The 26192-nt window shown below is 58.8% G+C and carries 24 protein-coding genes; 8 read left to right on the top strand and 16 right to left on the bottom strand.

Going from position 1 to position 26192, the window contains the following annotated elements; genetic code table 11:
- Positions 1–35: 35 nt before the first annotated feature.
- From VGL70_02865 to VGL70_02830, 8 genes are all read right to left on the bottom strand, one after another.
- On the bottom strand, positions 36–1136 hold the full coding sequence (locus tag VGL70_02865; GenBank protein HEY3302459.1) for a glycosyl hydrolase: 1101 nt from the start codon (positions 1134–1136) through the stop codon (positions 36–38).
- 53 nt (positions 1137–1189) lie between these two features.
- Positions 1190–2362 carry a Gfo/Idh/MocA family oxidoreductase gene (locus tag VGL70_02860; GenBank protein HEY3302458.1) on the bottom strand — a complete coding sequence of 391 codons (1173 nt, stop codon included), beginning with the start codon at positions 2360–2362 and terminating at the stop codon, positions 1190–1192.
- A gap of 1 nt (position 2363) precedes the next feature.
- Positions 2364–3545, bottom strand: a complete 1182-nt coding sequence (locus VGL70_02855; GenBank protein ID HEY3302457.1) for an aromatic ring-hydroxylating dioxygenase subunit alpha — start codon at positions 3543–3545, stop codon at positions 2364–2366.
- A 12-nt stretch (positions 3546–3557) separates the two neighbouring features.
- Positions 3558–5012 carry a UbiD family decarboxylase gene (locus VGL70_02850; GenBank protein ID HEY3302456.1) on the bottom strand — a complete coding sequence of 485 codons (1455 nt, stop codon included), beginning with the start codon at positions 5010–5012 and terminating at the stop codon, positions 3558–3560.
- Positions 5013–5025: 13 nt separating this feature from the next.
- A complete protein-coding gene (locus VGL70_02845) occupies positions 5026–6156 on the bottom strand; it encodes an ABC transporter substrate-binding protein (GenBank protein ID HEY3302455.1) in 1131 nt (376 codons plus the stop codon).
- 426 nt (positions 6157–6582) lie between these two features.
- A complete protein-coding gene (locus VGL70_02840; GenBank protein HEY3302454.1) occupies positions 6583–7701 on the bottom strand; it encodes an extracellular solute-binding protein in 1119 nt (372 codons plus the stop codon).
- Between the two features lie 65 nt (positions 7702–7766).
- Positions 7767–8825 (bottom strand): cupin domain-containing protein, encoded by a 1059-nt coding sequence (locus tag VGL70_02835; protein ID HEY3302453.1) that lies wholly within the window; start codon positions 8823–8825, stop codon positions 7767–7769.
- A 79-nt stretch (positions 8826–8904) separates the two neighbouring features.
- A complete protein-coding gene (locus tag VGL70_02830) occupies positions 8905–10011 on the bottom strand; it encodes an extracellular solute-binding protein (GenBank protein ID HEY3302452.1) in 1107 nt (368 codons plus the stop codon).
- Between the two features lie 251 nt (positions 10012–10262).
- Between VGL70_02830 and VGL70_02825 the strand changes: the two genes are divergently transcribed.
- On the top strand, positions 10263–11228 hold the full coding sequence (locus VGL70_02825) for a TAXI family TRAP transporter solute-binding subunit (GenBank protein HEY3302451.1): 966 nt from the start codon (positions 10263–10265) through the stop codon (positions 11226–11228).
- A gap of 272 nt (positions 11229–11500) precedes the next feature.
- Positions 11501–12874 carry a Rieske 2Fe-2S domain-containing protein gene (locus tag VGL70_02820; GenBank protein HEY3302450.1) on the top strand — a complete coding sequence of 458 codons (1374 nt, stop codon included), beginning with the start codon at positions 11501–11503 and terminating at the stop codon, positions 12872–12874.
- Between the two features lie 44 nt (positions 12875–12918).
- Here VGL70_02820 and VGL70_02815 read toward each other — a convergent pair whose 3' ends face one another.
- Complete coding sequence (locus VGL70_02815) at positions 12919–14058, bottom strand: cupin domain-containing protein (GenBank protein ID HEY3302449.1); 1140 nt, start codon at positions 14056–14058, stop codon at positions 12919–12921.
- Between the two features lie 304 nt (positions 14059–14362).
- Here VGL70_02815 and VGL70_02810 point away from each other — a divergent pair, with 304 nt between their 5' ends.
- Positions 14363–15118, top strand: coding sequence for a ribonuclease H family protein (locus VGL70_02810; GenBank protein ID HEY3302448.1), 756 nt, complete (start codon positions 14363–14365; stop codon positions 15116–15118).
- 106 nt (positions 15119–15224) lie between these two features.
- Here the strand turns inward: VGL70_02810 and VGL70_02805 are convergent, their stop codons facing one another.
- On the bottom strand, positions 15225–16475 hold the full coding sequence (locus VGL70_02805) for an MFS transporter (protein HEY3302447.1): 1251 nt from the start codon (positions 16473–16475) through the stop codon (positions 15225–15227).
- Positions 16476–16803: 328 nt separating this feature from the next.
- On the opposite strand from VGL70_02805, the gene VGL70_02800 reads away from it, so the two are divergent.
- Positions 16804–18126: a DNA polymerase domain-containing protein gene (locus VGL70_02800; protein ID HEY3302446.1), complete on the top strand. Its 1323-nt coding sequence runs from the start codon at positions 16804–16806 to the stop codon at positions 18124–18126.
- Between the two features lie 75 nt (positions 18127–18201).
- Here the strand turns inward: VGL70_02800 and VGL70_02795 are convergent, their stop codons facing one another.
- Positions 18202–19284, bottom strand: coding sequence for an ATP-dependent DNA ligase (locus tag VGL70_02795; protein ID HEY3302445.1), 1083 nt, complete (start codon positions 19282–19284; stop codon positions 18202–18204).
- 115 nt (positions 19285–19399) lie between these two features.
- Between VGL70_02795 and VGL70_02790 the strand changes: the two genes are divergently transcribed.
- The 3 genes from VGL70_02790 (at position 19400) to VGL70_02780 (ending at position 20440) form a co-directional block, all read left to right on the top strand.
- On the top strand, positions 19400–19597 hold the full coding sequence (locus VGL70_02790; protein ID HEY3302444.1) for a DNA-binding protein: 198 nt from the start codon (positions 19400–19402) through the stop codon (positions 19595–19597).
- Entirely contained in the window at positions 19597–19983 is a 387-nt protein-coding gene (locus VGL70_02785; protein HEY3302443.1) for a type II toxin-antitoxin system death-on-curing family toxin, read from the top strand. The genes VGL70_02790 and VGL70_02785 overlap by 1 nt, the downstream gene beginning before the upstream one ends.
- Before the next feature lie 148 nt (positions 19984–20131).
- Complete coding sequence (locus VGL70_02780; protein ID HEY3302442.1) at positions 20132–20440, top strand: helix-turn-helix transcriptional regulator; 309 nt, start codon at positions 20132–20134, stop codon at positions 20438–20440.
- Positions 20441–20706: 266 nt separating this feature from the next.
- Here VGL70_02780 and VGL70_02775 read toward each other — a convergent pair whose 3' ends face one another.
- On the bottom strand, positions 20707–21579 hold the full coding sequence (locus tag VGL70_02775) for an LLM class flavin-dependent oxidoreductase (GenBank protein HEY3302441.1): 873 nt from the start codon (positions 21577–21579) through the stop codon (positions 20707–20709).
- Between the two features lie 325 nt (positions 21580–21904).
- Between VGL70_02775 and VGL70_02770 the strand changes: the two genes are divergently transcribed.
- The gene (locus VGL70_02770; GenBank protein HEY3302440.1) at positions 21905–23137 is read left to right on the top strand and encodes a Fic family protein; all 1233 of its coding nucleotides are present in this window, start codon (positions 21905–21907) and stop codon (positions 23135–23137) included.
- Between the two features lie 44 nt (positions 23138–23181).
- On the opposite strand, the gene VGL70_02765 is transcribed toward VGL70_02770, so the two are convergent.
- From VGL70_02765 to VGL70_02750, 4 genes are all read right to left on the bottom strand, one after another.
- A complete protein-coding gene (locus VGL70_02765) occupies positions 23182–23424 on the bottom strand; it encodes a hypothetical protein (protein ID HEY3302439.1) in 243 nt (80 codons plus the stop codon).
- Between the two features lie 767 nt (positions 23425–24191).
- Positions 24192–24341, bottom strand: a complete 150-nt coding sequence (locus VGL70_02760) for an ATP-binding protein (protein ID HEY3302438.1) — start codon at positions 24339–24341, stop codon at positions 24192–24194.
- Complete coding sequence (locus tag VGL70_02755) at positions 24328–24960, bottom strand: ATP-binding protein (GenBank protein HEY3302437.1); 633 nt, start codon at positions 24958–24960, stop codon at positions 24328–24330. Before VGL70_02755 ends, VGL70_02760 begins: the two co-directional genes overlap by 14 nt.
- 142 nt (positions 24961–25102) lie before the next feature.
- On the bottom strand, positions 25103–26023 hold the full coding sequence (locus tag VGL70_02750; protein ID HEY3302436.1) for a hypothetical protein: 921 nt from the start codon (positions 26021–26023) through the stop codon (positions 25103–25105).
- Positions 26024–26192 lie beyond the last annotated feature (169 nt).

Here is a 26192-nt window from a genome sequence, read left to right as displayed (position 1 = left end):
GTGACCCGACTCGTTGAGTTATCGTCTAACGCACCTTACCCCGCGGCGGCGGATTCGGCCGCGTCGGCTTTCGGCAGATTTCTGTAGTGGCCGGCTTTCGAAACGGGCGGCAGTCCCTGCGCGATCGTGGACCAGCTCTCGCCCTCGTCGTCGCTGAAAAATATCCGGCCGTCGGTCGTACCGGCGAAGAGGCTAAACCCCTCGGGCCAAACGTTCATGCTCATCGCCTCGATGTTCCCGCGGATGTGTTCCGGCAGTCCCCGTTCGAGAACCTGCCAGCTCCTGCCGCCGTCGCGGCTCCGGGCGACGCGCGAGTCGGCCGTTTGGGTTTTGCGCCACGTGCCCGGGCTGCTGATCGCCCCGGAGGTGAACATCAGCAGCTCATTGTCGGGATGCGGGATGAGCGCGTCCGGATAGGCGATGCGATGAGAGCGGTCGGTGAGATGCTCCCAGCTCTCGCCGCCGTCCCGGCTGTGATAGATCCCGTCGCCGCCCGTGATGTAAAGTTTTTCCGGCCGTTGGGACGGGATGACGATGCGATGGACATCCTCGTAGAAGCCGCTCAGCTCGCGCCAGGTCTTGCCCCCGTCGAGGCTCTTGAGCGCGCCGCCCACTTCGATGCTCAAGTAGATCGTTTCCGCCGACCGCGGGTCGAAGGTGATGTTTTTCACATGCGCAATGTGCGGCGGCCCCGGGAAGGTCCATTTCTCCACGCTCGGCACCGATCTGACCGAAGGGATCTCCTGCCAGTTTTCGCCCATATCCCTGCTGATAAACAGATGCGCCGGCTCGGTTCCGGCGTAGAGCCGAAGCTCCCCGCCGCTCTCGACAAAGTTCATTGAATAGACATCGGGAAACTCGACGCCGCGATCTTTGCGCGTCCAGGTTTGGCCCTGGTCTTCGCTGGCGTAGATTCCGGCGCCGTGACTCCCGGCAAATAGAATTCCCCGGCGCGGCTCGATCAGGAGGCAACTGATGTGTTTCCCCTCAAGCGTCCGACGGCTCACCCGCCAGGCAGCCTTCGCCTCCGGGCGGCTTATGCAAGCGACACCGTCGGTGGTCGCAACCAGAAGATCGTTGGATGGAACGTTGGAACGGTAAACGCTTCTCCCGCCGTGGGAAAGACAGGTCAACATGGTTCACCTCCTGAATTGACTTTAGAGAATCGTATAAAGAACTCTATACGACGTCAAGACTCTTCGAGTCGAGAAGGATAAGAGACTTGGTGCGAAAGCGTGATTTCTTTCTTCTCTCTGGAAGACTTGAGGATGGCGAGAACCACCTCGAGACTCGCCTTGCCCCATTTTCCATCGGGGAAAACAGGCCTGTCCTGGGTGATCGCTTCGTGTAGTTCGATCAGCTCCGCCCCACGCCCGCGACTGGGAGGGCAGGGCACCTCTCTCACTCCCTCGATCGTGTAGACATAGAGCCCATCCGGAGATTGGCGGATATCTCCCTTCTCGCAGCTCACGATCGTGAGGCCGTAGAAGGGCTGGTATCTCTCGCCGTCGGAGGAATCGCTCGCGCCCCAATGCACCGGACCCGAATATTTCGTTGCCGGATCGACCGGGCCTTTGTGGCGCGCGAGCTTTGAGGGTGACCGCGTAACTTTCGTCCCGCCTTCGCCGATGTCCCAGGTCAGCTCGGTGATATCGAAGTAGCCGTAGCCGTTGATCGTCATCGTCGCCGGCGTTCCGTCGGCAAGCTCCAGAAACGCCGTGTAGCCGATCTCGCAATCGAAGTGGGAATCCCATCTGCCCGCGTTGGCGCGCACGCTCTTGACCACGCCGCCCCCGATGCAGCGGACCACGTCGGTCTGGTGCGGCCCCTGGTTATAGACGATGCCGCCGCCGCGAGCGGTATCGACTTCAACGTCGACTCTCGGGCGGAGAATCCAGTTGCGATAATTGAAGGTGTTGATTTGCAGCAGCCGCCCCAGCTCGCCGCCGGCGACGATCTCGCGCATTTTCTTTATCGCCGGCTCGTAGATCTTCGAATGGCCTTGCAGGAGCTTGACCTTGTTCCGCTCCGCCGCCTCGATCATCCGGTCGCACTCTTCCAGAGTCACGGCCAGCGGTTTTTCACAGATGATGTGCTTGCCGTTCTCGGCAGCCATGATGGCATGGTCCGCATGGTGCAGATTAGGAGTCGCGATCCAGACGGCGTCGATGTCCGGGCTCTCGCACATCTCTTTGACGCTCTCGAATACCTTGCCGGCATACTTCTCCTGAAAAGCCTTCAAGCTCTCTTTTCGGATATCCGCCGCCGCGGCAGCCTGGATGTAAGGAATTTTTTCGAAGTAAGGCAGGATCTGGCGCGAGGCCATGCCCAGGCCGGCTATCCCCATCCTGAGATTCGGCATCTCAGATCACCCTTTTTTCCAAAAGCTCGACCCAGCGCATCCCTTCGTCGGGAGTTCCCTGCAAGGTCGTGAATTCGACGATGCGATTTTTTTCCGGATCGCGCACAAAGGCGATCGGGTCGCCGCCCTGCTGGACGATCCTGATCTGCTCCTTGAGCAGCTTGCGGTATTTCACGACGCCGATATCCGACGCGCCCAGATTTTCCTTCGTCCGGTCGAAGATCGGCCCCTGAGTCTCCCACGCCATCGCGTCCTGGCTCGGAAACGTGGTCATGAGGAATTCGCCGTCTTCTTTATACGTGATGTAGGTCACCGGCGGGTGCTCGGGCTGCGCGACCTTTTTTCCGCCGCGCGAAGGCGTAAAGCCGGCCCAGAAAATCCGGCTGTTGTAATCGTCCAGGGGCACGCGCCAGTGCATGACCTCGCGCGACGCCTCGTTGAGCCGCATGATGTTCGGAAAGATCATCGGATAGGCGGTCACGGCGCCGGGACCCCGGTCGGCATAGATGCGCCTCTGCTTCATGCCCCACTCGAACTCGTCGAATTCGATGCTCTCGATCTGCCGGTCGCGATATCTCCCCTCGCTCATCCGGCGCGCTTTGAACTGATACGCGTGAAGATAAAATCCGTGCACCAGGTCCGGCGTATTTTCCTGCGCCTGGAGCCAGTTGCAGTTGAGCACCGGATGGATCTGGATCTCCCTCGTTCCGTCCTCGCGCACGAGCACGTCCCAGCGCGGCAGCAAAGTTTTTTTCTCCGGCGGCCCCATGTAGGCGAACAACAGGCCCGCAAGCTCCTCCACCGGATAGGCGGGGTGCCGGATCTCGTCTTTCGTGGTGGTTTCTTTGGACTCGAAGGGCTGCTCCAAACACCGGCCGCTCGCGTCGTACTTCCATCCATGATAGGCGCAGCGGAGCCCGTTCTCCTCCACGTTCCCGTAGTACAGGGAAGCGGCCCGGTGGGAACAGTGCTCGGCCAGGAGACCGTATCGGATTTGGCCTTGAGTTCTCGGGAGGCGGAACAAGACCAGATCTTCGCCCAAAATACGCAGCCTTTTTTTCGGCTTGGCCTCGGTCAACTCCGAGACGAATCCGACGGGATGCCAGTAGCGCCTTAGAAGCTGGCCGCAAGGCGTTCCCGGTCCGACTCTCGTCAAAAGCTCGTTTTCCTCCTGCGTCAACATGATCGCTCCTCTCTAACTGAGGCCGTATTCCTTCCAGCGCTTCGCCACCCGCGCCATGAGCTCGCGGCTGACCTGGTTGACCGGCGGAAAGCCTCTGTCCTTGAAACGCATGGTGGCGTCGATGCCCAGGCCCGACGGCGGCGGCTCGAATTCGATCTCGTCGCGCCGGCGCGAGCCGGCAACCCGCGGCCCTTCGATCACATTCTTCTCCGGAACGGCCGCCGCGCACACCCTCCACATGACGTCGTTCCAGTTTCTGACATCGCAGTCGTCGTCGACCACGATCACCCATCGCGCCCCGCCGTTCTCCCAGGCCGCTTTCATGATCCGCTTGGGCTCTTCGGCGTCACGTATCCTGGCGGCGATGATCACCATGCCCAGTCTTCCAACCTCCGGGAGATACGCCTTGGTGATATTCGTCATTCCGGTTTTCTGGATCAGAAGGGTTTGGAACGATCCCGACCTCAGCAAGGTCCGCGGATAGTCCTCGAATACCCTGCAGATCAAGCCGTAGCTCAGCGGATGCTTTCTTTGGGTGATGCATTTCACTCGGATCAGAAACGATTCTTTGTTTTCGCCGTAGAAACCGGTCGATTCCCCGTGCGGGCCCTCGGGCGTTCTCGCGTTGGCGACCACCTCTCCCTCGACGATGATCTCCGCGCGCGCCGGCACCAGCAATTCGCTCGTCTCGCATTGGACCAGCTCGGTGGGGCTGCCGCGCCAGCCGCCCGCAGCCTCGTACTCCGCGTACCCGTGGCTGTCCAGCGGGACGCTGGTTCCTGAGGCCAAGGTGAGGAGCGGATCCATGCTGAGCGCCAGCGCCATCGGCGTCGGCCGGCCGCGCGCCTCGTTCTGCAGGATGTGCGCGGTGCCGCCGTGATCGTTCGGGCGCGGCCCCTTGCCGATGGGATGAGCGCCGCGCACGTTGGCCGCGAGCGTGTTTCGATCCTTGATCATGACGCGGTAGGATCCCATATTGTGAGCGCCCGTGTCCGGATCCATGGTGATGAATCCCGCCGTCGTGCCGATGTATTGGCCGCCGTCGAGCTCATGCCAAAACGGCGTGGGAAACTTGTAGAGATCGGCTTTGTCGCCGCGATGGATTTCCTCCTTGCACGGGGCGGCGGACTTGATCGCGACCGAAGGCGTTCGGTTTTCCATGCCGTGGACGATTTTTTCGTAGATCCGATCCTCGTCCGGCTCGGCGCCGAAAGCGATCGCGAGCTGCGCCGTGGTGGAAAGGATATTGGTAATCAAGGGCATCCCCTCGTGCCCGCGGATGTTCTCGAAAATGAGCGCGGGCCCGCCGCGATCCAGCGATCTTGCCGCAATCCCTCCGAGCTCATGCTTGGGCTCGACCGGAGTTTTGATCCGCCTGAGAAGTCCCGCCGCCTCCAGCAGCCCGACGTAACCTCTCAGGTCCCGATATCCCACGTCCGCCGTCTCCGATTTCGGCTTGCTCAGCATAAAGCCCTCCGGTTTACTTCTGCGTCTGACCCAGCGCTTCGTTCACGAGCTTCTGCACCGGCGCCATATCGATCCACTCCGGCCTGCCGGAATAAACATATTTGGCGCCTTTGACCCGCCGATGCGGCGCGGGAATGATGTCCTTGGGAATATCTTCCCTCATCGACTCGATGACATCGTCGGTCTGGGCGAAGCCGTTCTGATAGGCGGTCTGCCCATCGCGCGATAGCAGCCAATTGATCGCCACCTTCGCCGCGTTGGGGTGCGGCGCCCGATTGATGAGAGAGACCGAACCTTGGGTCGGTCCCACGCTCGCGCCCTCTTTAAAACGACCGGGTTCGAACATCTTGACCGGCAACCCCTGCTTTTCCCCCTCTTCCACGCCGGCGATGAAGAAGGCGAGAGGGAATTTTCCCGCGCCCAGCCAGTCAGTCATCTGGCGTTCGTCGCGGGAGAGAGCCAGGTCCATATCGCCGAAGAAGCGCCGGATGAAATCCGGACCGATTTCCGGATGATTATAGAAAAATCGCAGGCTATGGGCCACGGTGCTCACCGCCTTGGGGTCTCTCGCGACGATCTTACCGCGCCATTTGGGATTCAAGAAGTCCCAATAAGATCTGATCTCCCTGGGATCGAAGAGCTGGGTGTTGTAGGCGGTCTCCCCGCCATGGACGTTTCCCTGGAAGACAAAGATGTATTGTCCCTCGGGATCCGCGTAGTGGTGCCGGCCGCTCCACCACTTCGACTCGTCCAAGACCTCCGGCAGCGCGAGCACCGGCCGGATCGGATCGAGCGCCTTGCCGCGGTGAAAGACCGTGTACGGCGTGACGATGCCCGCGAGATAGATATCGACGAGATACTTTTCCGCCCTGCGCTCGTTCATGATCCTCGGCCCGAGCTGCGAGCCCAGCCCGCCGAGGAAAGATACTTTGATCTCGGGGAACGTCCTGGCAAACGCCTTGAAGACCTCGTCATAACCGTTGACGCCGTAGATCGCGAGCTGACCGTCCTTTTTGGCGGCCTGAACGGTCTTTTCCCATTCCTCCTGCCAGGGCGCCTTCGCCTCCGCCCCATGGGCCAAGGGAGCCAAGAGGACAACGAAGCCGATAATGGCCATGGAAAACAGAGGCGCTATGCGTCTCATAGAATCGCTCTTCCTTTTAAAAATTTGCTCTTTAAGAATTCCGCGATCCTTCCCGGTAAGGCCGCTCAATGACGCGTGAGTCGCCGTGTTTCCATCCGGCGGAAGAAACCTTCTTGATGAATTCCGGGCCGATCTCCACGGTAGTAGAGAAGCTGCCTCGTCTGCCCGCGGAGAGTATCCGATAACGATACTTTCGTGTCAACTTGGTCTGGGGCTTGCCGACGGGCGGCGATTGAAGGCCGACATGCGGCGCGCCGTGCGATTGTTTTCCTCGCGCGCGTGGTAAAAAGTTCGGCGGGCTCAAGTCATGTCATCGATTGCGATACCCATTTTATGTCTGCGGACGCTTTCGAATATGTCGAGGGGCCGCTAAAAAGCCGGACCCATACGATCATTGCGATGATATCCTGTCGTTGCTTCGAAGAACTATCTCCGTAAAAGTTCCTTAACGCGGAGCTGCGCCTGTTCTCTTTGTTGGACGTTGTAATCCCAGACGGCGCCGTCGAAGTACCTCACTCCGGGACGGGGGATTTTCCGCGGGTCCAGGAAAGACTCATCGACGTCGGTTCGGGTCGAGGGAGCCATAAGGGCGCGAGCGTAGAGACCGACTCCTTCTCTGGAGGCCATCCAATTGACAAAAAGGCGCGCGGCGTTGGGATGCGGGGCTCGGCTAAAAACCGCCAAGTGGCCGTTGCCTGCCGACAAGGAGCCCGCCGCATCGCTCAAACTATAAATCGCTCCAATTGGGAAACCGTCGCTGAGCATTCGTTCGACCGCGCTGCTCGCGTCTGGAGTTATCGGATGAGTTCCACGCGCGAGCCAGTCGGCGATCTGGCGGCTGTCGCGGCTTACCGCAGGCTGTTGCTGAAGATAAAATTGCTTGACGAATCCTTCGCCGAACTGAAGATAAAACTGCGCCGCGGTGTTTCCGCCGCTTCCCGCAACCGTCGGATCGAGGACCGCGATTTTCCCTTTCCATTTGGGGTGGAGTAAATCTCGCGTCGATGTCAATTCTTCGCGTTTTACGTGCTGAGTATTGATGTAAATCAGCGGGTCGACGTAACTGAACAAGCGGAGCACATAACTCCCATCCGGATCGGCAAAGGGCAACGTTCCGTTCTTCCATTTCGAGGGATCGATCGCTTCCGGCCAAATGAGCATCGGTTTCAGACGATCCAGCATGCCTTCCCGGTAAAGCACCGTCGAAAGGGTCTGGATTCCGCCCAGCAAGACGTCCGTCGTGTAGAAGCCGGCGGCGCGCTCTAATCGGAGCTTCTCGGCCTGCTCGCTGCTGCGGCCCGCGAGATATTCCACCGTGATACCGAAGCGCTCGCGAAATTTTGCCGGAATCTCGACCCGCGCGTCGGGGTTTGGCGGCGCTTTGACGACGACTTTGCCTTCTTTCCTCGCAGCGGCAACGAGATCAGCAAGCGCTTTGTCCCAGTCTTTTTCCTGAGCCTGGGAGAGGCCTGCGAGACCCGCGGCCAGAAACACGACGGCACAGCAGAGGACAGCCGCCAAGCGAACCCAATTGAATGTTCGCACCTTGGTATCCTCCTGTTGCTAACGCGGAGCTCAACGGCGTGATGATCGCGACGACAATCTAACCTCTACCCTTGGTATTCCGGGGCCGGCTCTAGCATCTCTAACCCCGAACCCAGGTCCACTCCCCAAACGTGGACCAAGTTGGGTTCGGACACGAGCAACCTGGCGGGTTTACTTGGGTCTGAATTATAATGCTGATGGACGACGCCATGGGAACTGAGAGGGAGCAGGATAATTTCGTTCTCTTCCCAATCATGGCGCACCCCGTCTATGACGGTGCTGCCTTTTCCCTCGAGGACATAATGAAAGCGCCCGCCTTGATGAAGCTGTTTGCCGGAACGACTCCCACCCGGAATCTCGTGCACGTAAATCATCTGGGCGAGACATCCGACATCCTTCATGTGCGGATGGACGTACCAGCGGAACAAACCCATCGGATTGATCTCCAAAGGTAACGATTTCCCCTGAACGACCATCCGAGCGTGCTTCATCTGCTCTCGTTGCTCGTCGCGGAGCCGCAACAGGGCGTCGAAGAGAGTGTTCCCGCGTGGAGAGTCATCGTTGTTTGTCGTACGCGCATGGTTTACCATCGGAGCCACTTGGCGATCCTGTAATCCGTTTTTCTCCGCCCAGTCCGGGTTGACCTCGAGCTGCTCGATCCAGTTGGCAAGAACGAGTCTCTTGTGCGGGGTATAACCCACCCTCATCCAAAGGGCGGGAACACCGGGCTCGAGATTGAAGTGTTGATGGGCAACGCCTCCGGGCACCATGGGCAAAATGGCTAGATCGCCGGCCTCCCAATCGTGGCGCACGCCGTTTACCACGCTATATCCCTTGCCGCCCAAGATGAAGATAAAAGTTCCGCCTTGATGCCGGTGCATGCCCGAGTGCTTATGAATCTCCTGTTGGAAGACAAGCCAGCCGGGAGCCGCGACATCTTCTGATCGATCTGTTAGAAAGTACTTGATCCGTCCCTGACGGTTAAGCTCCCACGGCAAGTCGTTACCCTTGACGATTACTTTCCCTTCTGCCATCCGCTTGTTGCGGATTTCTTTGGCACGAACCGCTTGGTCGTAATCTGTTTCCATCGGGGTTTCGGTACGAGTTATCCGGCGTTCGCTCATTTCGCGCCTCCTTGGTTTTTCACACTTACTCACCGCTTCTACAAAATAACTTGAGAGCGGGTCTCATGAGCAAGCCAGCCTATCTCCTCCACGCCTCATTGATAAGCTTTGCAACCGGATCATCGTTGGCATGTGCGGGTGCATCCATGTCGAAAAACTTGGTTTTCTCCTCTCGGCGATAACCTCGATGAATCATGTCCTTGGGGATATCCATTCTAAGCGAGTCAACGCCGTCTCCATGTTTAGCAGCGATGTTTTGTACCATCAGCTGGCCCTCGCGGGACAGAAACCAGTTAATAAAGAGTCTCGCTGCATTGGGATGAGGGGCCCTGTTGACCACTGCAACGTGAGCCGGCCCGCCGCTTATAGCCACTGCCTCTTTAAAGTGTCCGGGAGTAAACCAATTCACAGGTAGTCCTTGGGCCCTTGCGTCATCCAAAGTCGACGCATCCGGGGCGGTCCGAAGCGCTATGGCGAATTTTCCCTGAGCCAACCAATCGGTCATCTGGCGACGGTCGCGGCTGGCAGTAAGCTCCATTTCACCAAAGAGCCGCCTCAAGTAACGAGGTCCCAGCTCCGGATTATAATAGAAGTAGCTGAATAGGCGCGAGCCGCGGGCGCCCGGATCGTAAGTCACAATCTTTCCTTTCCATCTTGCGTCGAGAATATCCCAATAAGATTTTATGTTATCTGGATTTACGAGTTTGGTATTGTATGAAATGTCGGCGCCGGGGTTCGAGGCATACTTGAAAACGTACTTTCCGTCCTTGTCGGCGAAATAGTGTCTCCCTTCAAACCATTTCGACTGATCCAAAACTTCGGGGAGAATCATATAGGGTTCGAGAGGATCGAGTGCCCCTGCGCCGGCCAACGCGGAACCCGACCCCGCTCCCAGATGCACAATGTCCGCGACGTAAACCCCGGCCCGTCGTTCGGCCATTAAACGTTGCTCGGCCGCTGCTCCCCCGCGCGTCAAGATTTGAGTGAGCTTTATCTCGGGAAACTTTTTCTGAAATTCCTGGAAATAAGGTTCGGAGGAATTCCCGGAGTGGTAAACAAGCTTCCCCTCATTTTTGGCTGCCTGGATCGTCGCCTGCCATTTTTTTTCCCAATCCTTGCTTTGCTCTTGGGTTTGGGCAGGCGAGCTGATGGCGAGTAATGAACTTAAAAGTGCGGTGAAGAACATCGAGCTACTGGGGTTAAATAGTTTCCTCATAGTCCGGCGTCTACCAGCTTTCTGCCTTACGGTCAAATTCGTTTTTAACTTCGGTAGCGGGCACGGATTTTAGTGTCGGACCAGTGTCCGCTGAACGGTATTTGACAGGCCCAAGGAGGCCCTGCTATGAGCTTTGGCATGATGAGAATGCGCAACAAGTTTTTAGGGAGATTCTCCAATAGAAAGTTCTGAGTTTTCATAAGCAGGAGAGAGCCACTTTTTTGGATACCCAGTTACCATCCAATATCGTCTTCCAGGGCGTCAAGATCGGAGTGGGATGGGCCGGTTCGTACAGGATGACCCAGGTGTTCGCGCGCAGCGTTCAAGACGCTGCTCCGGTTGCGATCATCGCTCCCGCCCTCAACCGCCTGGATTGGGTGTCGGGTGGAGAACTGGACTTAGGGTGGGTGTTCCCGGCGGTGCGGGCGAGTTGGGCGCACGAAGGAAAGCGTTCGTGGGCGGGAAAGCCGTTGACTAATCTCCGCTCGGTCGCGCGGTTTCCCAGAATCGATCGGCAGTTGTTCGCTCTGGCTCCCTGGTGCCCCGTCAAGGACCTCGGACAGATAGGCCGGGAAAAGCGCGCGATCCGATTGGGCGTCCGCGCGGATGAATTGTACGAGCATGAGAATCAGATCTTGCGGCAGTACGGCTACTCGCTGGCGGACATCGAAGCCTGGGGCGGCCGGTGGTGGCACGTGGGCGTGGGCTTGACGGCACTCGATGAAGAGATCAGAAACCGAGAGGTGGATGTCGTCATCGGGCATGCCTCGACGGAAGGCGTCTGGCAAACCGTGGCCGCCAACGGGTTTCGCTTCATCGGCCTCGAGGAGCAGGTGATGGCCGGCTTGGAGCGCGAGGGTTATGCGCGCAATATCGTTCCGGTAGGATTCCTGCCGTCTATCCAAGAGCCGCTGCTGACCGTTGATCTATCCGATAACCTCCTGATCACCCGCACAGAAGTAGACGACGGCATTATCTATCCGATTGCCGAGAGCATTGACCGGAACAGAAAACGCATCGAGGAAGCCTCGGTCACCGTGAGCTATACCTACAACCAACTCCTGCCCATACCTTTTCTCACCTACTCGTCGACACTGACAGAGCCAATCACCAGGCAATGGGAGACGAAGATTCCACTCCATCCCGGCGCCGCGCGCTATTATCGAGAGGCTGGCCACCTGACCTGAATTGGGCGATGTGGCGTTTCAATAGACAGAGGGCTAGTGTGGTGTATCTAAAGTTCGTGGAATCATTGCTGCATCGTTCGGGCGAAAAATCTCCCCTTCCCCTCTTTATCAAAGAGGGGTTAACGGAGTAGCGGAGAAAAATTCCCCCTTTGAAAAAGGGGGATCAAGGGGGATTTAGGGTGAGTCAGCCGTCGTCATATATTGCAATTCTTAAGTGAACTTTAATTCCAGGACACTAGAACCATTTTGAAACCGGACGGAAGGACGAGGCGATGGCGCAGCTGATCAAGGAGCCGTTCAGCGGCTACTACCATAGAGAGGTCCCGGAGCATGACAGGGAGCTGACCGAAGTTGGGCCCGGAACACCGTGCGGTGAATATCTGCGCCGCTTCTGGCATCCGGTGGGGATGACCGCGGAACTAAAAGACCTGCCGAAGCGCATTCGGATCATGGGCGAGGACCTCGTACTTTTTCGCGACGGCCGCGGAAAAATCGGACTTCTCGAGCTGCACTGTAGCCACCGCGGCACGTCGCTGGAATTTGGCATGGTCGAGCGCTGCGGAATTCGCTGCTGCTATCACGGCTGGCTCTACGACGTGGACGGCCGAGTGCTGGAGACGCCGGGGGAGCCGCCCGAGAGCACCTTTAAAGACCGATTTTTCCATGGCGCCTACCCGACCATCGAGTACAAGGGGCTGATCTTTGCCTACATGGGGCCCCCGGAGCATCGTCCCGAGTTTCCGATCTATGATTCATTCGAACTGCCGGGCTACCGCATGGTGCCGGGCGGAGAAACGGAACAGAAATTCATCTATGACTGCAACTGGTTGCAGTTGGCGGAGAATAACGCGGACCAGGCGCACTTTGTCTTTCTTCACGACCCGGAGGAGGCGCGCGCAAAGCTGGATCGCTACCGTCCGAGCGTGAACGGGGGGCCTTCGGAGGATTACTTCAACGTCGGGCTCAAAGAATTCGAGGTTGATGTCGCGGCGATTCGGGAGGGCTTTCGTTCAAGGGTGCTCGAGTGGCAGGAAAGCCCGGTCGGCGTGATCGGTATCCACACTCGGCGAGTAGGTGATTTAGTTTGGGTACGTCTGGGCGACTACATCATGCCCAACGTCGACCAGTTTGCGCCGAGCCGCTTTCGGCCCACGGAAGAGCTGGATTTCGGTCCGCTGTACATGACCGCCTGGACGGTTCCGGTCGATGACACCCATACGCTCGCGTACCAGTTCCGCTATGCGCCGGAGAATGCAGAGCAGCGCTCTGTCGCGCGCCCGCTGAGAAGCTCGCAGTCCATCAGTCGAACCCATGAAGAGCGTCAACGCCAGCCGGGGGACTACGAGGCGCAAGAGAGCCAGCGCCCGATCGCCGTCCACGCATTGGAACACCTGGGCGCCACGGATCGCGGGGTGACCCTCGTTCGGAAGCTGTTGCGGGAGGGAATTCGCGCGTTGCAGAGCGGTAAAGATCCAAGGCGGGCCGTCTCGTCCGTCGGGAATCCTATCGCGACTTATTGCAGAAACACGGTGCTTCGCGTTCCGCCGGCGGAAACCCCCGAGGCCGACAGAGAGCTGCTCCGGAACACAGGCCGGAAAGTCGCGGCCGCCGCGATTTCGGGGCAACCTGTCTCCACCGCGAAATAATTTCTCGCAGCCAAACATCGCGCGGGTGTTGCTGGAGTTCGTTGTCAACATACGGGCGGCATTTTGGACCTCACGCCGCGCTTTGCGCATTCTTCCTCAAAGAGCGCCCGGATGCGCGGCTCCTCGTCCTCGTACTCGATTTGGGGCCGGCGCGCTCCGAATCTCTCACGCCCCGGATTTTGCTCGCCCCGCATGCCGAACCGGTCATTGCCGTAGCGGAGGACCAGGTAACGCGCGCGCTCACCGCTGGGATTGAAGTGCTGATGGCCGCCACGCCCATTCGTCATCAGCGAGCCTTTTTTGAAGCCAAACCGCTTCCACTCTACACCTGGGCCCGGCTTCACTCCCGGCGCCCACTGGAGGTCGTAGCCTTCACCGCTGAGAAAGAGGTAGCTGTTCTCCGACACGAGGCCGGTTCGGTTGCGGCCGCCCGTGGTCACCCCGCTCGCGAAGCCGTGCGCCTTTTTGTACGACGCGGCAGGGAACTCCGACACGTGGCAGATGAAGCGGCCGCCGGCCATCAGAACATTCATGTTGGTACCCGGCCCGCGGTACGCCCAGTTGTCGAGGGCCATCTGCGTCACGCTGGGGATGAAATTCGACTGCGTGACCCGGTCCTCCAGCTTGATCGACTCGCCGCTGAAGTACCGCTTGTCGGTGGGATCAAAACGGTCGCTGAAGCTCGTGGAGCAATTGAAGACGAACTCGGGACTGCCGTAGAGATTGAAAGGGGCCGGCATGTTGGTCGCGGCGTAGAGCCGGACAGTCTCAGTTCCGCTCCCGTTGTAGATCTCATGCCACGCGTTCAAGGGTATGGCGAAGGCGCTGTCCTCCTGCCATTCGAAAGTCAGCTTGGGGCTTCCCTCGTTCCAGACGACGGTGGCGCCGCGTCCCTTCACGACGTAGAAGATCTCCTCGTACATGTGCTTCTCGGCCTTGAACACGCCCTGCGGCGGGATCTCGATGAGATAGCGGGTCGTTCCCTGGTTGTTGATCATGACCTTGTCCGAGGGATCGTGCGTCATATCCAGCAGCGCCCCCCGGCAGCCGGTCCGCTCCCAGGGCTCGAGTTCTTCCGTCAGGACGTCGGCGATCGTGTGGGTCGTGATAACCTTCAGTCCCTCGGACTGCACCCACTGTTCAAACGGCGTGAGCATCACGCCCGCAAAACGCTCCTTGACCATGGTTCCTCCCCGACAAAAAGATGTGGAACAATGCTCTGCCTATCAGACGCCAAATAATAGCGCAATTTATCCGAGGTGTTGAATCTACTTGTGGCGATGTCTATGACCGCACTGAGGAGCATCTGGGAACGAGGGACAGAACAATCGCCGGAGCTTCGTGGCGGGAACTCGCGAAAATTAAGAATGGAAAGAATGGTTGGTGATCGATATACTCGGAAAGTGAAAAGAGTCCACCAGTCGAACTCGTCGAAGTCTGACGTCAACTCTTCAACGACTAATTTCACAGGAGGCACATAGACTCGGCATGGCGCAAAAATTTTACGTGGTATGGGCAGGACGGCAGACCGGCGTATTCACGGATTGGGCGACCACTCAGCGGGCCGTGGAGAAATATGCCGGGGCGCGCTTCAAGTCGTTCCCGACCCGCGCGCAAGCCGAGCAGGCCTTTCGCGGCGGCACCGCAAGCGCTCCGCCCAAAACAGCCGGCAGGCAAAAAGCCAGCACATCGGCCGGCGCACGCCGCGCCACGCATACCGCCCATCAATTCGATGTCAGCATCTACTGCGATGGTGCTTGTGAGCCGAACCCCGGCAATGCCGGCTCCGGCATCGTCGTGTACCAAGCCGGCAAACTCGCTGAGTTGTGGTATGGCCTGCACAACCCCATGGGCACCAACAATACCGCCGAGCTGAACGCGCTCTATCACGCGCTCCGCATGGCCGAAGCGGAAATCAGGACCGGCAACACCGTCGAGGTGTGCAGCGACTCGGCGTACTCCCTCAACTGCGTTCGCAGCTGGGCGGCGGGGTGGAAAAAAAAAGGCTGGAAAAAATCCGGCGGTGATATCAAGAACCTGGAAATTATCCAGGACTGTTACGCGATCTACCGGCGCATTGCAGACAAAGTGAACCTCACCCACGTCGCCGGCCACGCCGGCACCGAAGGCAACGAGCTCGCCGACCGCATGGCCATGCTCGCGGCGCAGAGCAAAGAAACGGAACTGCGGCTGTATGAGGAGACGATGGATATTCCAACGCTGCTCAAGATGCGGGCGGGGTGATCGCGCGAAAGAATAAGGATGAAGGCGGAAGGATGAAAGCGGAAATTTCCGTTTTCAGCTTTCATAATTCATCCTTGTAATTTATGGGGACTTTTTCAGCAGCCTGCTAGTCGATCCGCTGCCGCCCAATTCGCTTGGCCAACTCGGCGGGCGAAGCCATGGCCAGGGACACCGGCACCATGAAAGCGCTGATGACGATGAGTCCCCAGATGGCGGCGGAATAGTTTCCGTGCAGGTCGAAGGTGATGCCCATGACCAACGGGCCGATGACCCCCGCCACAATGGAGCCCCCCTGCAGAAGGCCCAAGACTCCTCCGATGGTCCGGGTGCCGAACATAATGCTGCCGACGGCGCCGCGCATGGGAACGAGGCAGCCGAAGCTGACGCCGAACAGCAGCGCGAACGGCAATGTGGCCGGGACCGTTTTTACGTCCACGACCTGGAGGTACAACAGCGAAAGGCCCATCATTGCGGCGACGACTGCCAGGACGAGGCGATAGTCCATCCTGTCCAGCAGATAGCCGCCGCCGATGCGCCCGATGCCGCTGATGGTAAAGACAATGGACATGACCACGGCCGCCCAGGCCGCGGTAAATCCAATGTCTTGCTGGAAATAGGGAATCATGTGGCCTTGGACCGCGGAGTTCACGGCGAAGTTACCCGACAAGTAGCCCGTGAACAGCCAGAACTCTTTGGTGTGGAGCACCGCGCGGAGCGTCAACCCGGCATCCGTTCGCCGGCGCGATGAGCCGGTAGAATGTTCAATGGAGGCGCCCTCCTCCGGCGGGTCGCCATCCGGCCGCAAACCATAGGGCTCCGGTCGGTCGCGCACCAGCATGCTGAGCAAGGTGACACCGACCAAGACCAAGGCGCCGTAGCCGAACAGGACGATCCTCCAGCCGTATGCCTCCTCGATCTGCGTGTTCAGTATGACGAGGGGCGAGCCGAAGATGGGACCGGTTACCGCAAGCCCCGTGGCCAGGCCGCGGTTGCGACGAAACCACCGCGAGATGATCACGGGCCAGGTGACCGCGTGGCTGACGCCGGATGCTCCCAGTGAAATGACCACGAAGCAGAGAAAAAACGTGACGATGCCGGTGGTGAAGCCGAGGCCGACGAAGCCGGCGCCCGAGATGACGGCGCTCCAGAAAATCAATTTACGCGCGCTGAAGCGGTCCAGCAGGAAGCCGACAGCGGGACTGACAATGCCGGACTCCAACTGGCGCAGCGACATGGCGGCTGAAATAACCCAGCGGTCCCAGCCGAAGGTGCGTTCTATCGGGAGAATGAGAACGCCGAAGCCCTGGAAATAGGCGGCGGAAAAGATCGTGTTGGCCACGACACTCGCGGCGACCATATACCAGCCGAAAAAAATCCGACGCCTCCCTGATTTCTCAGTTTGGGTAGCGATCATTCCGGGCTCCCGGTGCGGGTACGGCGGGGCATATTAATGCTAGTCATCGCGGCTGCGCTGGCCATAGGGGACGGGCTTACGGCAGAAGGTTTTGAACGAAGCGAAGCGCTTGAACGCCTGGAACGGTTTCCTTCCGACCGTTAACTCGGAATTTCGCTAAAATGTGGCGGTTTTCCGATCTTAGCAAATAAAAGAGAACTAGATCAATTAGCCAGAATTGTTAAGCTGTAAACGGCTCGGCCCCAATGCTGAGCGTTAGCCTGGTTCAGTGATGAAGGAAGACACACCCGTGGTTCTGACGATCGAGGGGCGCGAGGTCCGGGTGACCCACCCCGACAAGCTGTATTTTTCTCAGCAGACGAAGCTCTCGAAACTCGATCTCGTGCGCTACTACCTGTCGGTCGCGCCGGGCGCTCTCGCCGGCATCCGCGATCGTCCGCTGGTTCTCAAGCGCTTCGTCGACGGCGCCGAAGGCCAGGCATTCTATCAGAAACGCGCGCCCGCCCGGCGGCCTTCGTGGCTACGAACCGTTACCTTGTCATTCCCATCGGGCCGCAAAGCGGAGGAGGTCGTGGTCGACGACGCGGCCGGGCTCGCGTGGGTGGTGAACCTGGGCTGCATCGAGCTCCATCCACACCCCGTGCGCTCCGGCGATCTCGAGCACCCGGACGAGCTGCGCGTCGATCTCGATCCCGGTCCCGGCGTCGACTGGGACGACGTACGCCGCGTTGCTCTCGAAGTTAAATCGTTTCTCGAGGAGATGGGGCTTCGCGGCTGGCCTAACACAAGCGGCTCGCGGGGAATGCACGTGAACGTGCGGCTCGAACGGCGCTGGACGTTTGTCGAAGTCCGCCGCGCCGCGCTCGCGTTATCGCGCGCAGTCGAGCGGCGCGCGCCGGCCCTGGCCAGCTCGAAGTGGTGGAAGGAGGAGCGTCACGGCGTGTTCCTCGACTACAACCAGAACGCGAAGGACCGCACGACCTGCTCCGCCTATTCCGTGCGCCCGCTTCCCGACGCCCGCGTGTCCACGCCGCTTCACTGGCATGAGGTCCCCGACTGCGACCCGGCCGACTTCACTGTGCTGACAGTTTCCAAGCGCTTCGCGGAGCTTGGCGATCCGCACGTTGATATGGACGCCGCGCCTGGCTCGCTCGAAAAGCTGCTGGAGCTCGCGGCGGAAGACGAGGCGGCGGGTCTCGGCGACGCGCCGTGGCCGCCGCATTTTCGTAAGATGGAGGGCGAAGCGCCGCGCGTGCAGCCTTCGCGCGCCCGCGCCGCGATGAAGAAGAAGTCCGCAGTCAAGAAGCCGCGGACGAAGGCGCCGCTTCTGGTGGTTGCGAACTCTCCGGACCGAGAAGCGGCCCGCGCCGGTCTGGAGAGGTGGAAGAGTAAACACCCGGAAATCGCCGCGCTTCTCGCCGTGGACGACGTGCTGATCGACTCGATGCGCGGCAGGTCGTCCACCTGGACGCGCATTCGAGTGAACCTCAGAAATGTTCCGGAAGAATTGCGCCCGCCGCAGGAGACTCCCGACCCGGACGACGATCCGACACGCGAATGGCGCAGCCGGCGCGCTGCGAAAAACCCCCACTAAATCTCCCCCTTGGTAAGGCGCTACCCCCTCTTAATCTCCCCCTTGCTAAGGGGGAGAAAGAGAGGAGGTAGTGGACTAGCGACCGTCCGCGAAAATCACCGCCAGCTCTTCCGGTGGAACGACTTCGAGCTGGTCATACGTGCAGTCGCCCGGATTCTTGTCCGTGCGCCACCTGCGAAACTGCGCCGTGTGACGAAAGCGATTGCCCTGCATGTGGTCGTACGCGACTTCGACCACCAGCTCGGGACGGAGCGGCTCCCAGGACAAGTCCTTGCCCCCGCTCCAGCGGCTCTGGCCGCCGGGCATGCGCTGCTCGGCTTCTGATCCCTGCTCGGCCCAATCTTTCCAAGGGTGAGCGGCGAGCGCGTTCTTGCGGTATGGAGCGAGGAATTCTACCAGCTCGCGCCGCTTCGCTTCCGTGAAGCTCGCGCACACGCCGACATGCTGCAGCGCGCCGGAGTCGTCGTAAAGGCCGAGCAGGAGCGAGCCGACCATCGTGCGCTCGCCTTTCTTGTGCCAGCGAAACCCGGCGACGACACAATCGCACTCGCGCTCGTGCTTGACCTTGAGCATCACGCGCTTGTTGGGCTCGTATGCTCCGGATGCCGGCTTGGCGATGACGCCGTCGAGACCGGCGCCCTCGAAGCGGCGAAACCAATCCTGCGCTATGCTCGATTCGCGCGTTGCGGGCGTGAGATGCAGCGGCGGCGACGCGGATGAAAGCAGCGATTCCAGCATGCGTCGGCGATCTTGGAAAGCCGTGCCGCGCAGATCCCGGTCGCCCTCGGCGAGCAGATCGAAAAACACGATCGATGCGGGAATCTCTTTAGAAAGAAGCTTCACCCGCGACGCGGCGGGATGAATGCGGAGCTGGAGCGAATCGAAGTCGAGCGCGTCATCTGATTTCGCGACGACGACTTCGCCGTCGAGCACGCAGCGGGCGGGCAACTGGGACCGCAGCGGCTCGAGCAGCTCCGGAAAGTAGCGATTCAATGATTTTTCGTCGCGGCTCTGAATCAGGACCTCGTCCCCATCGCGAAACACCAGGGCACGAAACCCATCCCATTTCGGTTCGAAGATCCAGTTTCCGCCTGACGGCAATTCACCGACCCGCTTGGCGAGCATCGGCAAAACCGGCGGGTTCACGGGAAGACGCATACCTCACTCTTTACTCTCAAAAGATGTGAAAAGACTACCGAGGCCTTTTCCTGCCCCCATTGTTTATTAGCATTTTCCGCGTCTTGCTGATAATCTTACGATCTGAGGTGATTCTATGAGCACGCTTACGATCACTCTCTCTGACGAACGTCTCGCCAAGTTGCGCGAGATTGCCGATCGCTTCAACATAAAGCCGGAAGACCTGGCCCGCGTCAGCATCGAGGAGCTATTGACACGGCCCGAGGAGTCGTTCCAACAGGCTGCCGACTACATCCTCGGTAAAAACGCCGAACTTTATCGGCGTCTCGCCTAGTGCGCAATTTAACGCTGAACGAAGCGCTGGAATTGCATCGCCGAGTCATCGGTCAGTCTGGAGGAGCCTTGGGCGTCCTCAACCTGGACGCCCTGGAATCAGCGCTGGCTCAACCCCGCATGACGTTTGGAGGCAAAGACCTCTATCCATCTCTGGCTGACAAGGCGGCGGCGCTCGGCTATTCGCTCATCCAGAACCATCCATTCCTAGACGGCAACAAACGCACCGGACATGCGGCCATGGAGGTTTTTCTGTTTCTCAATGGTTTTGAGATTCAAGCCTCAGTGGATGAGCAGGAAAGAATCGTATTGCAGGTGGCATCCGGCGAAAAGGACCGCAAAGCATTTGCAGTTTGGCTCCGCGATCACATCGCGGCACGATCCTAAAGCGTAACCCTTCGCCCCCAAGCTCATTCGGCAAGAGAAACCGCTGTGCTTCCGCATTCGTCGCCGAGCAGGACGAGTGCCGGGACCGGTTTCGCGCTCTGATCCTGAAGCGACGGACTGAGAATTCTACTGAGAGGTAAATTCAAAAATGAAAGTCAAAGTAACTCGATCGAGCGGCAATGTATTCCGGGATCTGGGCTTTTCCCCTCACGAGGCCGAGCACCTGCTGGTTCGGTCGGACCTGATGATTAAGGTTCAAGAGCTGATCGCGTCGCGAGGCATCAAGCAGGCCGAAGCGGCCAAAATTCTCCGCATCACGCAGCCTCGGGTAAGCGATCTGCTTCGGGGTCGGATCGACCTCTTCAGCACTGATGCGCTTATCGACATGCTCGCCCGCCTGGGTGTCCGTGTTCGGCTCGTTCTAAAGCCGTCCCGTCGCCGTCTCAAGGCTGCCTAAGATCAAAACGATCATCGCCCTGCCCCGGCTTTCTCTCAAAGCGGTCGAAAGGAAGAAAGTCGAGTCGCAGAAGTGTTACCCCGATCCCCCGGATTGCAGACTGCTCAAAAAGATCTCAGAGGCGAGGCGCGCGATAATTGGCGAGCGCAGGCGTACTATTTCAGTACGCCGCATAGCTCGCCACTGGCGAGCGTTAAAATTAACCACAATTGGAGCGCAACCATCGTAACGCCTGCCATCGGCAGGCTATGGCATATGAGTCTTTTTCAGCAGCCTGCTGCAATTTCAGCGAGCTGGTCGAGTTGATCCAAATCGTCGGCGCACGGCCGCAGGATGAATTCATCGACTCCCATGTCGGCCTGACGCTTGATCGCCTCCTCCACCGCCGTGCGCGAGGCGGGCAGGGTGGCCAGGCGCCGCGCCGCAAGATCAGGATTGTGGCCGTAGTTGGCGTTGATGTAGCGGCTCGCGTGATCGCGAGCGTTCGGACCGAGCGCATAATAGCTCGCGCCTACCCAACGCGGCTTTCCCCCACGGCCCACTTCTTGCCACGCGCTCTCGATCCGGCGCCACATCTCGAGGAGGCTTGCCGGCTCGCCGCCACCCGGAGCCATGTAACCGTCGCCCCACTTTGCGATGCGCCGCGCGATCGCGGGCACATAACCGCCGATCAACAGTTCGGGGCCGTTGGCGCCATAGGGCCGCGGCCCAATCGCTCCGACTTCGTCCGACAGGTCCGCTCCGGACCACAATCGACGGAGGATCGGCAACTGATCTTCCACGCGGCGGCCGCGGCGATGAAAGTCGAAGCCGGTGGCAAGATAATCGTTCTCGCGCACGCCGATGCCGATGCCGAGAGTGAGGCGGCCGCCTGAAAGCACATCGATGGTCGCGGCTTGGCGGGCGAGGAGCGTGGTTTCGCGCGTCGGTCCGATCACGACGCTCGTCATCAAACGGATGCGCCGCGTCGCTCCCGCCGCCAGCGCCAGGACCGTAATAGGTTCGAGCGCCGGGGCAACGACACGATCGGTGACGACGACGCTCGAAAACGGGCCGCGCTCCGCGCGGGTGATCCATTCGAGCATCACCGCGCCCGAAGCGGACGCTACCCTACTCGGCAAGCCTATGGCGATGCGCATAATTCCTCCCGCGGTCTGAGCGGTAGTTTCCAGGCAACTAATGATAAGACTGCAAGCCGAAAGATAAAAGTTGATCGGTGGAGCCGGTAGGGGAAGGCCGGTCTGATCGAGATAATATAGGACCTTGCTAGCAGTCATTGTGGAACGGCATAGACGGTCGATTATAACTTCCTTTCTCGGTTCTGACGATGCGTCTCACGATAGGGGATGAGGTCGATTTCTCAGCCCAAAACCCTCCCCGGCTATATGGCCAGAAAAGCGGCCTAGAGCCTGGCGCAATCTCTCCTGTTATATGCCTTAAGTTCATGATATATATATCTTTACAATGTATGAGAAAGCGGACAAAAAACCGGACATTGAAGCGGTCATAGACCGTAAAGAACTCGTGGCGCTAATGGAGCCAATGCTTATCGCCGAAGGTTCACGTTACCGGCGTGAACTTACCGATCTCGCGATTGACGTAGCCGCGCGTTCGGCTGGATTCCGGCGTAGCCTGCCTGAGGGTGTACGCAGTGCCCTAGCCGATCTGGTGCGGGCCATGAACTGCTACTACAGCAATTTGATTGAGGGGCACAATACACACCCAATCGACATCGAACGGGCACTCAAGAATGACTATAGCAATGATCCACGCAAGCGGAACCTTCAACTCGAAGCGAAAGCGCATATAACCGTTCAGCGGTGGATTGATACCGGCGGATTGGCAACCCGCTCCCTATCGCTTGGGGGTATAACGGAAATACACCGTCGTTTCTGCGAGCTATTACCAGACGACCTTCTTGGGGTTGAAAATCCCGATAGCGGCGAACGACTGAAAGTCATGCCCGGCCGACTGAGGCATCGCGATATCCGAGTCGGTGAGCATGTTCCGATCAGTCCCGGTGCGGTTCCGCGATTTATCGCGTGTTGCGAGGACACCTATGGCCGTTTGGGAAAAACGGATGCAATCCTCGCAACTCCGGCGGCGCATCATCGCCTGCTGTGGATACATCCGTTCCTTGACGGCAATGGACGTGTCGCAAGACTGATATCACACGCGACTCTCCTTGAGACGTTGGATACGGGCAGCATCTGGTCGATTGCACGCGGTCTCGCCCGAAATGTAGCAGCATACAAAAGCCATCTCAGCAATTGCGATCGCCCCCGCCGGAACGATCTCGATGGTCGTGGCAATTTGAGTGAAGAAGCGCTTGCGGATTTCACGCGATTTTTTTTGGAGCTTTGCATTGACCAAGTGAAGTTCATGGAAGCACTGGTTCAACCCGATCGTTTGCGCACCCGCATTCTTTTATGGACAGAGGAAGAGATCCGAATGGGTCATCTTCCAACGAAGTCGGGAAATGTTCTCGAAGCCGTTCTCTATCGCGGTGAGTTACCGCGGGGCGACGTAGCCAATGCTATCGTAACCAGCGACCGCCAAGCGCGTCGTATTGTTTCGGCCTTAGTCGACCGGGAGGTGCTTACATCTGAAAGCGTGCGTGCGCCGCTACGGCTTGCGTTTCCGGCCGCACTTGCGTCGCGATGGATGCCGGGGCTGTTCCCGGATAGAACGGAGTAGCTATGCGTTAGTTATAATAGAAGGGCACCGGGTTTTTGCCGCAGTTAGGGGAAATTCACAATCTCGCCTTTTCTTCCTTCCGAGCACGGTCTCGTCATCAAACGGATGCGCCGCGTCGCTCCCGCCGCCAGCGCCAGGACCGCAAGAGGTTCGAGCGCCGGGGCAACGACCCGATCGGTGACGACGACGCTGAAAAACGGACCGCGCTCCGCGCGGGTGATCCATTCGAGCATCACCGCGCCCGAAGCGGACGCTACCCGACTCGGCAACCCTATGGCGATGCGCATAATTCCTCCCGATCTGGGCCGTCACTCCGAACGCTCTCGCCTTTTCTTCACCGAAAACTTTTCGGAACACAAGGAGGATTCCAGTCGATCGAGTCGCAATAAGGCTCGACGACGAAAGCCCAAAAGAGAGCTAAGGCGACGTAAAATAAAATGAGTGCTAAAGCAAACAGTAGATTGAATCGTAGGAATTTATTCTCTACGGCCATCGACGGGGCGATCGTAACATCTTTCCGGTCTAAGTGACAATTTTAAAGGGCGAGGCGTGAAGGGCAGAAAGCGTAGATTGTCTAGAATAGAAAGCCTGAGCCCGGTGAGTGCCGAGGCGTTCAACGTCGCCGAGCAGGACGCGTGCGCGACCGAAAGGCATGGGGGCCGTCTATGACCGGACGAAGGAGCATCTGGGAGCGAGCGACAAAACAATCATCGCCCTGCGCAGACTTTTCTCAAAGCCGTCAGAGGAATTCAGGAAAAGAACCGCCGCACTTGGTGCGAGATCCTGCCGCTAACAATTTTGCCGACCTGAGATCGTCGAAGGGCGTGCTGTCCGCCGAGCTTCTTGTCATGCTTGATACCTATCGGAAGCCCGGCATAATTTGACCTGAATCGGATGCATGGCCTAGACTGTCCTCAATAGGGAAAGGGGCGTAGTTATGACTTGGGGTAGGAGAATTGGAAAAACGATACTATCTGTCCGATTTCAACGAAAGGACCCAGGGGTTTTCAGTTTAGGGGACCACCCGGATCGGAGCGAAGCGACGAGGGTCTTTCTACCTTAATCCTCCGTTGTTTTTCAATCCCCTCTTCTCTTTGATTTTCTCCCGATACGAGCGTTCTCCTTTCAAGGTAATTTTCTGCGATGGGTGGATCAGGCGATCGACGATCGCCTCGGCGATCACCGGATCCTCAAACAGTTTCATCCAATCCCTGCGGTTCGACTTGGGAGGTGACGATCACGGGAGCTTTCTGGTAGCGCTCTTCCAGGATGTCCATGAGGGAGGTGGCCTCCTCGTGGGTATAGTTTCTCAGTCCCAGGTCATCGAGGATCAACACCTTGGCCTTGATGAGGCTTCTGACGTAGTTGAGGTAGCGGCCGGCGGCTTTGGCGGCCTGGATTTCCTCGAAGAGGAAGTTGACGGGCAAAAAGACCGTGAAGTGGCCCTCCTGGCAGAGGCGTTTGCCGAGCGCGATGGCGAGATAAGTTTTGCCCGAGCCGGTTTTGCCGAGGAGGAGGAGATTTTCGAGGTTATGGAAGAAGCTAAGCTCCGAGAGCTCTTTGATTTTGGCTTTGGGGATATCTTTGTGGAAACTAAAGTCCCAGTCCTCCAGGTCGGCGCGGAAGCGAAAGCGCGCTTTGGTGATGAGCGCCTTGGCGGTGCGGTCTTTTCTGGAGAGCGCCTCGTCTTCGAGCAGGAGGCGGAGGAATTCCAGGGGATGGAGTTGTTGGGAGAGCGCCTCGGAAGCTCTTCGGTCGCAGGCTTCATGAATGCCGAAGAGTCTAAGTTGATGGGAGAGGTTTCTCACTTGATCGAGCATCATCGTTTTGCCTCCGGGGAGAGATTTTTGGGGGTAGTCTGGATATGGGTCAAAGCCGCCGCGTGGCTTATAAGGGAATTTAGGCGGCCTTTTTTTTCTCCGCCGTCGCCTCGAAGTACACACCGCGGCAATTGAGACGTTTTTGTCATGGAAGCTCTCCGTCCTTTCCGCTCTGAGAAGCCGGTGGGGGGCACGCAGAAAGGGAAGTCGCGCTGTCGGCAGCGCCGCTCAAAGCCGGTTGATAGAGGTGCACCGTATCGAGCTGTCTTTTCGGGGTAAGAAGTTTGGGTCTTTGACCATGGGCCGAGAAGTAAAGGGCGCAGTCTTTGATGTAAGCGAGCCGGGTTTTGTTAAAGGTCAAAGCTCTCTGGCAGGCATGGTCGATGGCCTCGGGCGTGATGGGGTATCGCTTGGCGAGGCGCAAGATCCCCTGGACTCGCCTTAAGTGGCGCAGCGGGTGCTCGCCCGCAAGGAGCTTCTCGACCAACTTCTCGACGTGGAGACCTAATCTTTTCGCCTGCTCTTTGGCGTGGCGGAGTTCGAAGCGGGCGACGCTTAGCTTGTGCTCGGGATAATGGGAGTCGAAGGTGGAAAACTTCCCGATGCCTAAGAGTCGCGCATGAGCCGCGATCGGCTGGCTGTCTTCGTTAAACACCTCGATCATCTTCTCGGTCAGTCTCACCCTGACCGTCTGGCCGACGTAGAGGAACGGGACGGAGTAGAAGTTCTTCTCCACTTGGATGTGACAGTCGGGATGGACCTTGGCCTGCCGCCACTCGCTCAGCTCGAAGCGAGAAGAAGCCAGGGGCTTTAAAGCCTTTTGCTCCCCACCGAAGCGCTCGGCGCGGCTGACTCCGTAATCTTTCATCACGGCGTGGTTGAGCCGCTCCAAATAGCTGCGAAAGGCGGCGTTGAGTTCCGAGAGAGAATAAAAAGTCCGGTGACGGACTTCCTGGAAAAACCCTCTCTGGACCACTCCGATGTTGGATTCTCCGGCCGCTTTGTCCCGGGGCTTTACCGGCCGCGCCGGCAGGACCGCAAAGCCCATGTGATTGGCAAAATCCAAGTAGGTGGGATTGACATCCGGTGAGAATTAGGGGATCGCGCCAAGGAAACTTGGGAAAGGGGGAAGAGATGTAGAAAACAACTCGGAAACCTTTCAGTGAAACCTTGCAGGTAAGCAAGCCTGTCCGGGAAGGCCTAACCCGCTCCCGGAAGCGAGTCTTGCGCTGCGG

This window comes from Candidatus Binatia bacterium, assembly GCA_036504975.1.
In the GTDB taxonomy this organism is placed as follows: domain Bacteria; phylum Desulfobacterota; class Binatia; order UBA9968; family UBA9968; genus JAJPJQ01.
This window is presented reverse-complemented; position numbering and strand designations above follow the sequence as displayed.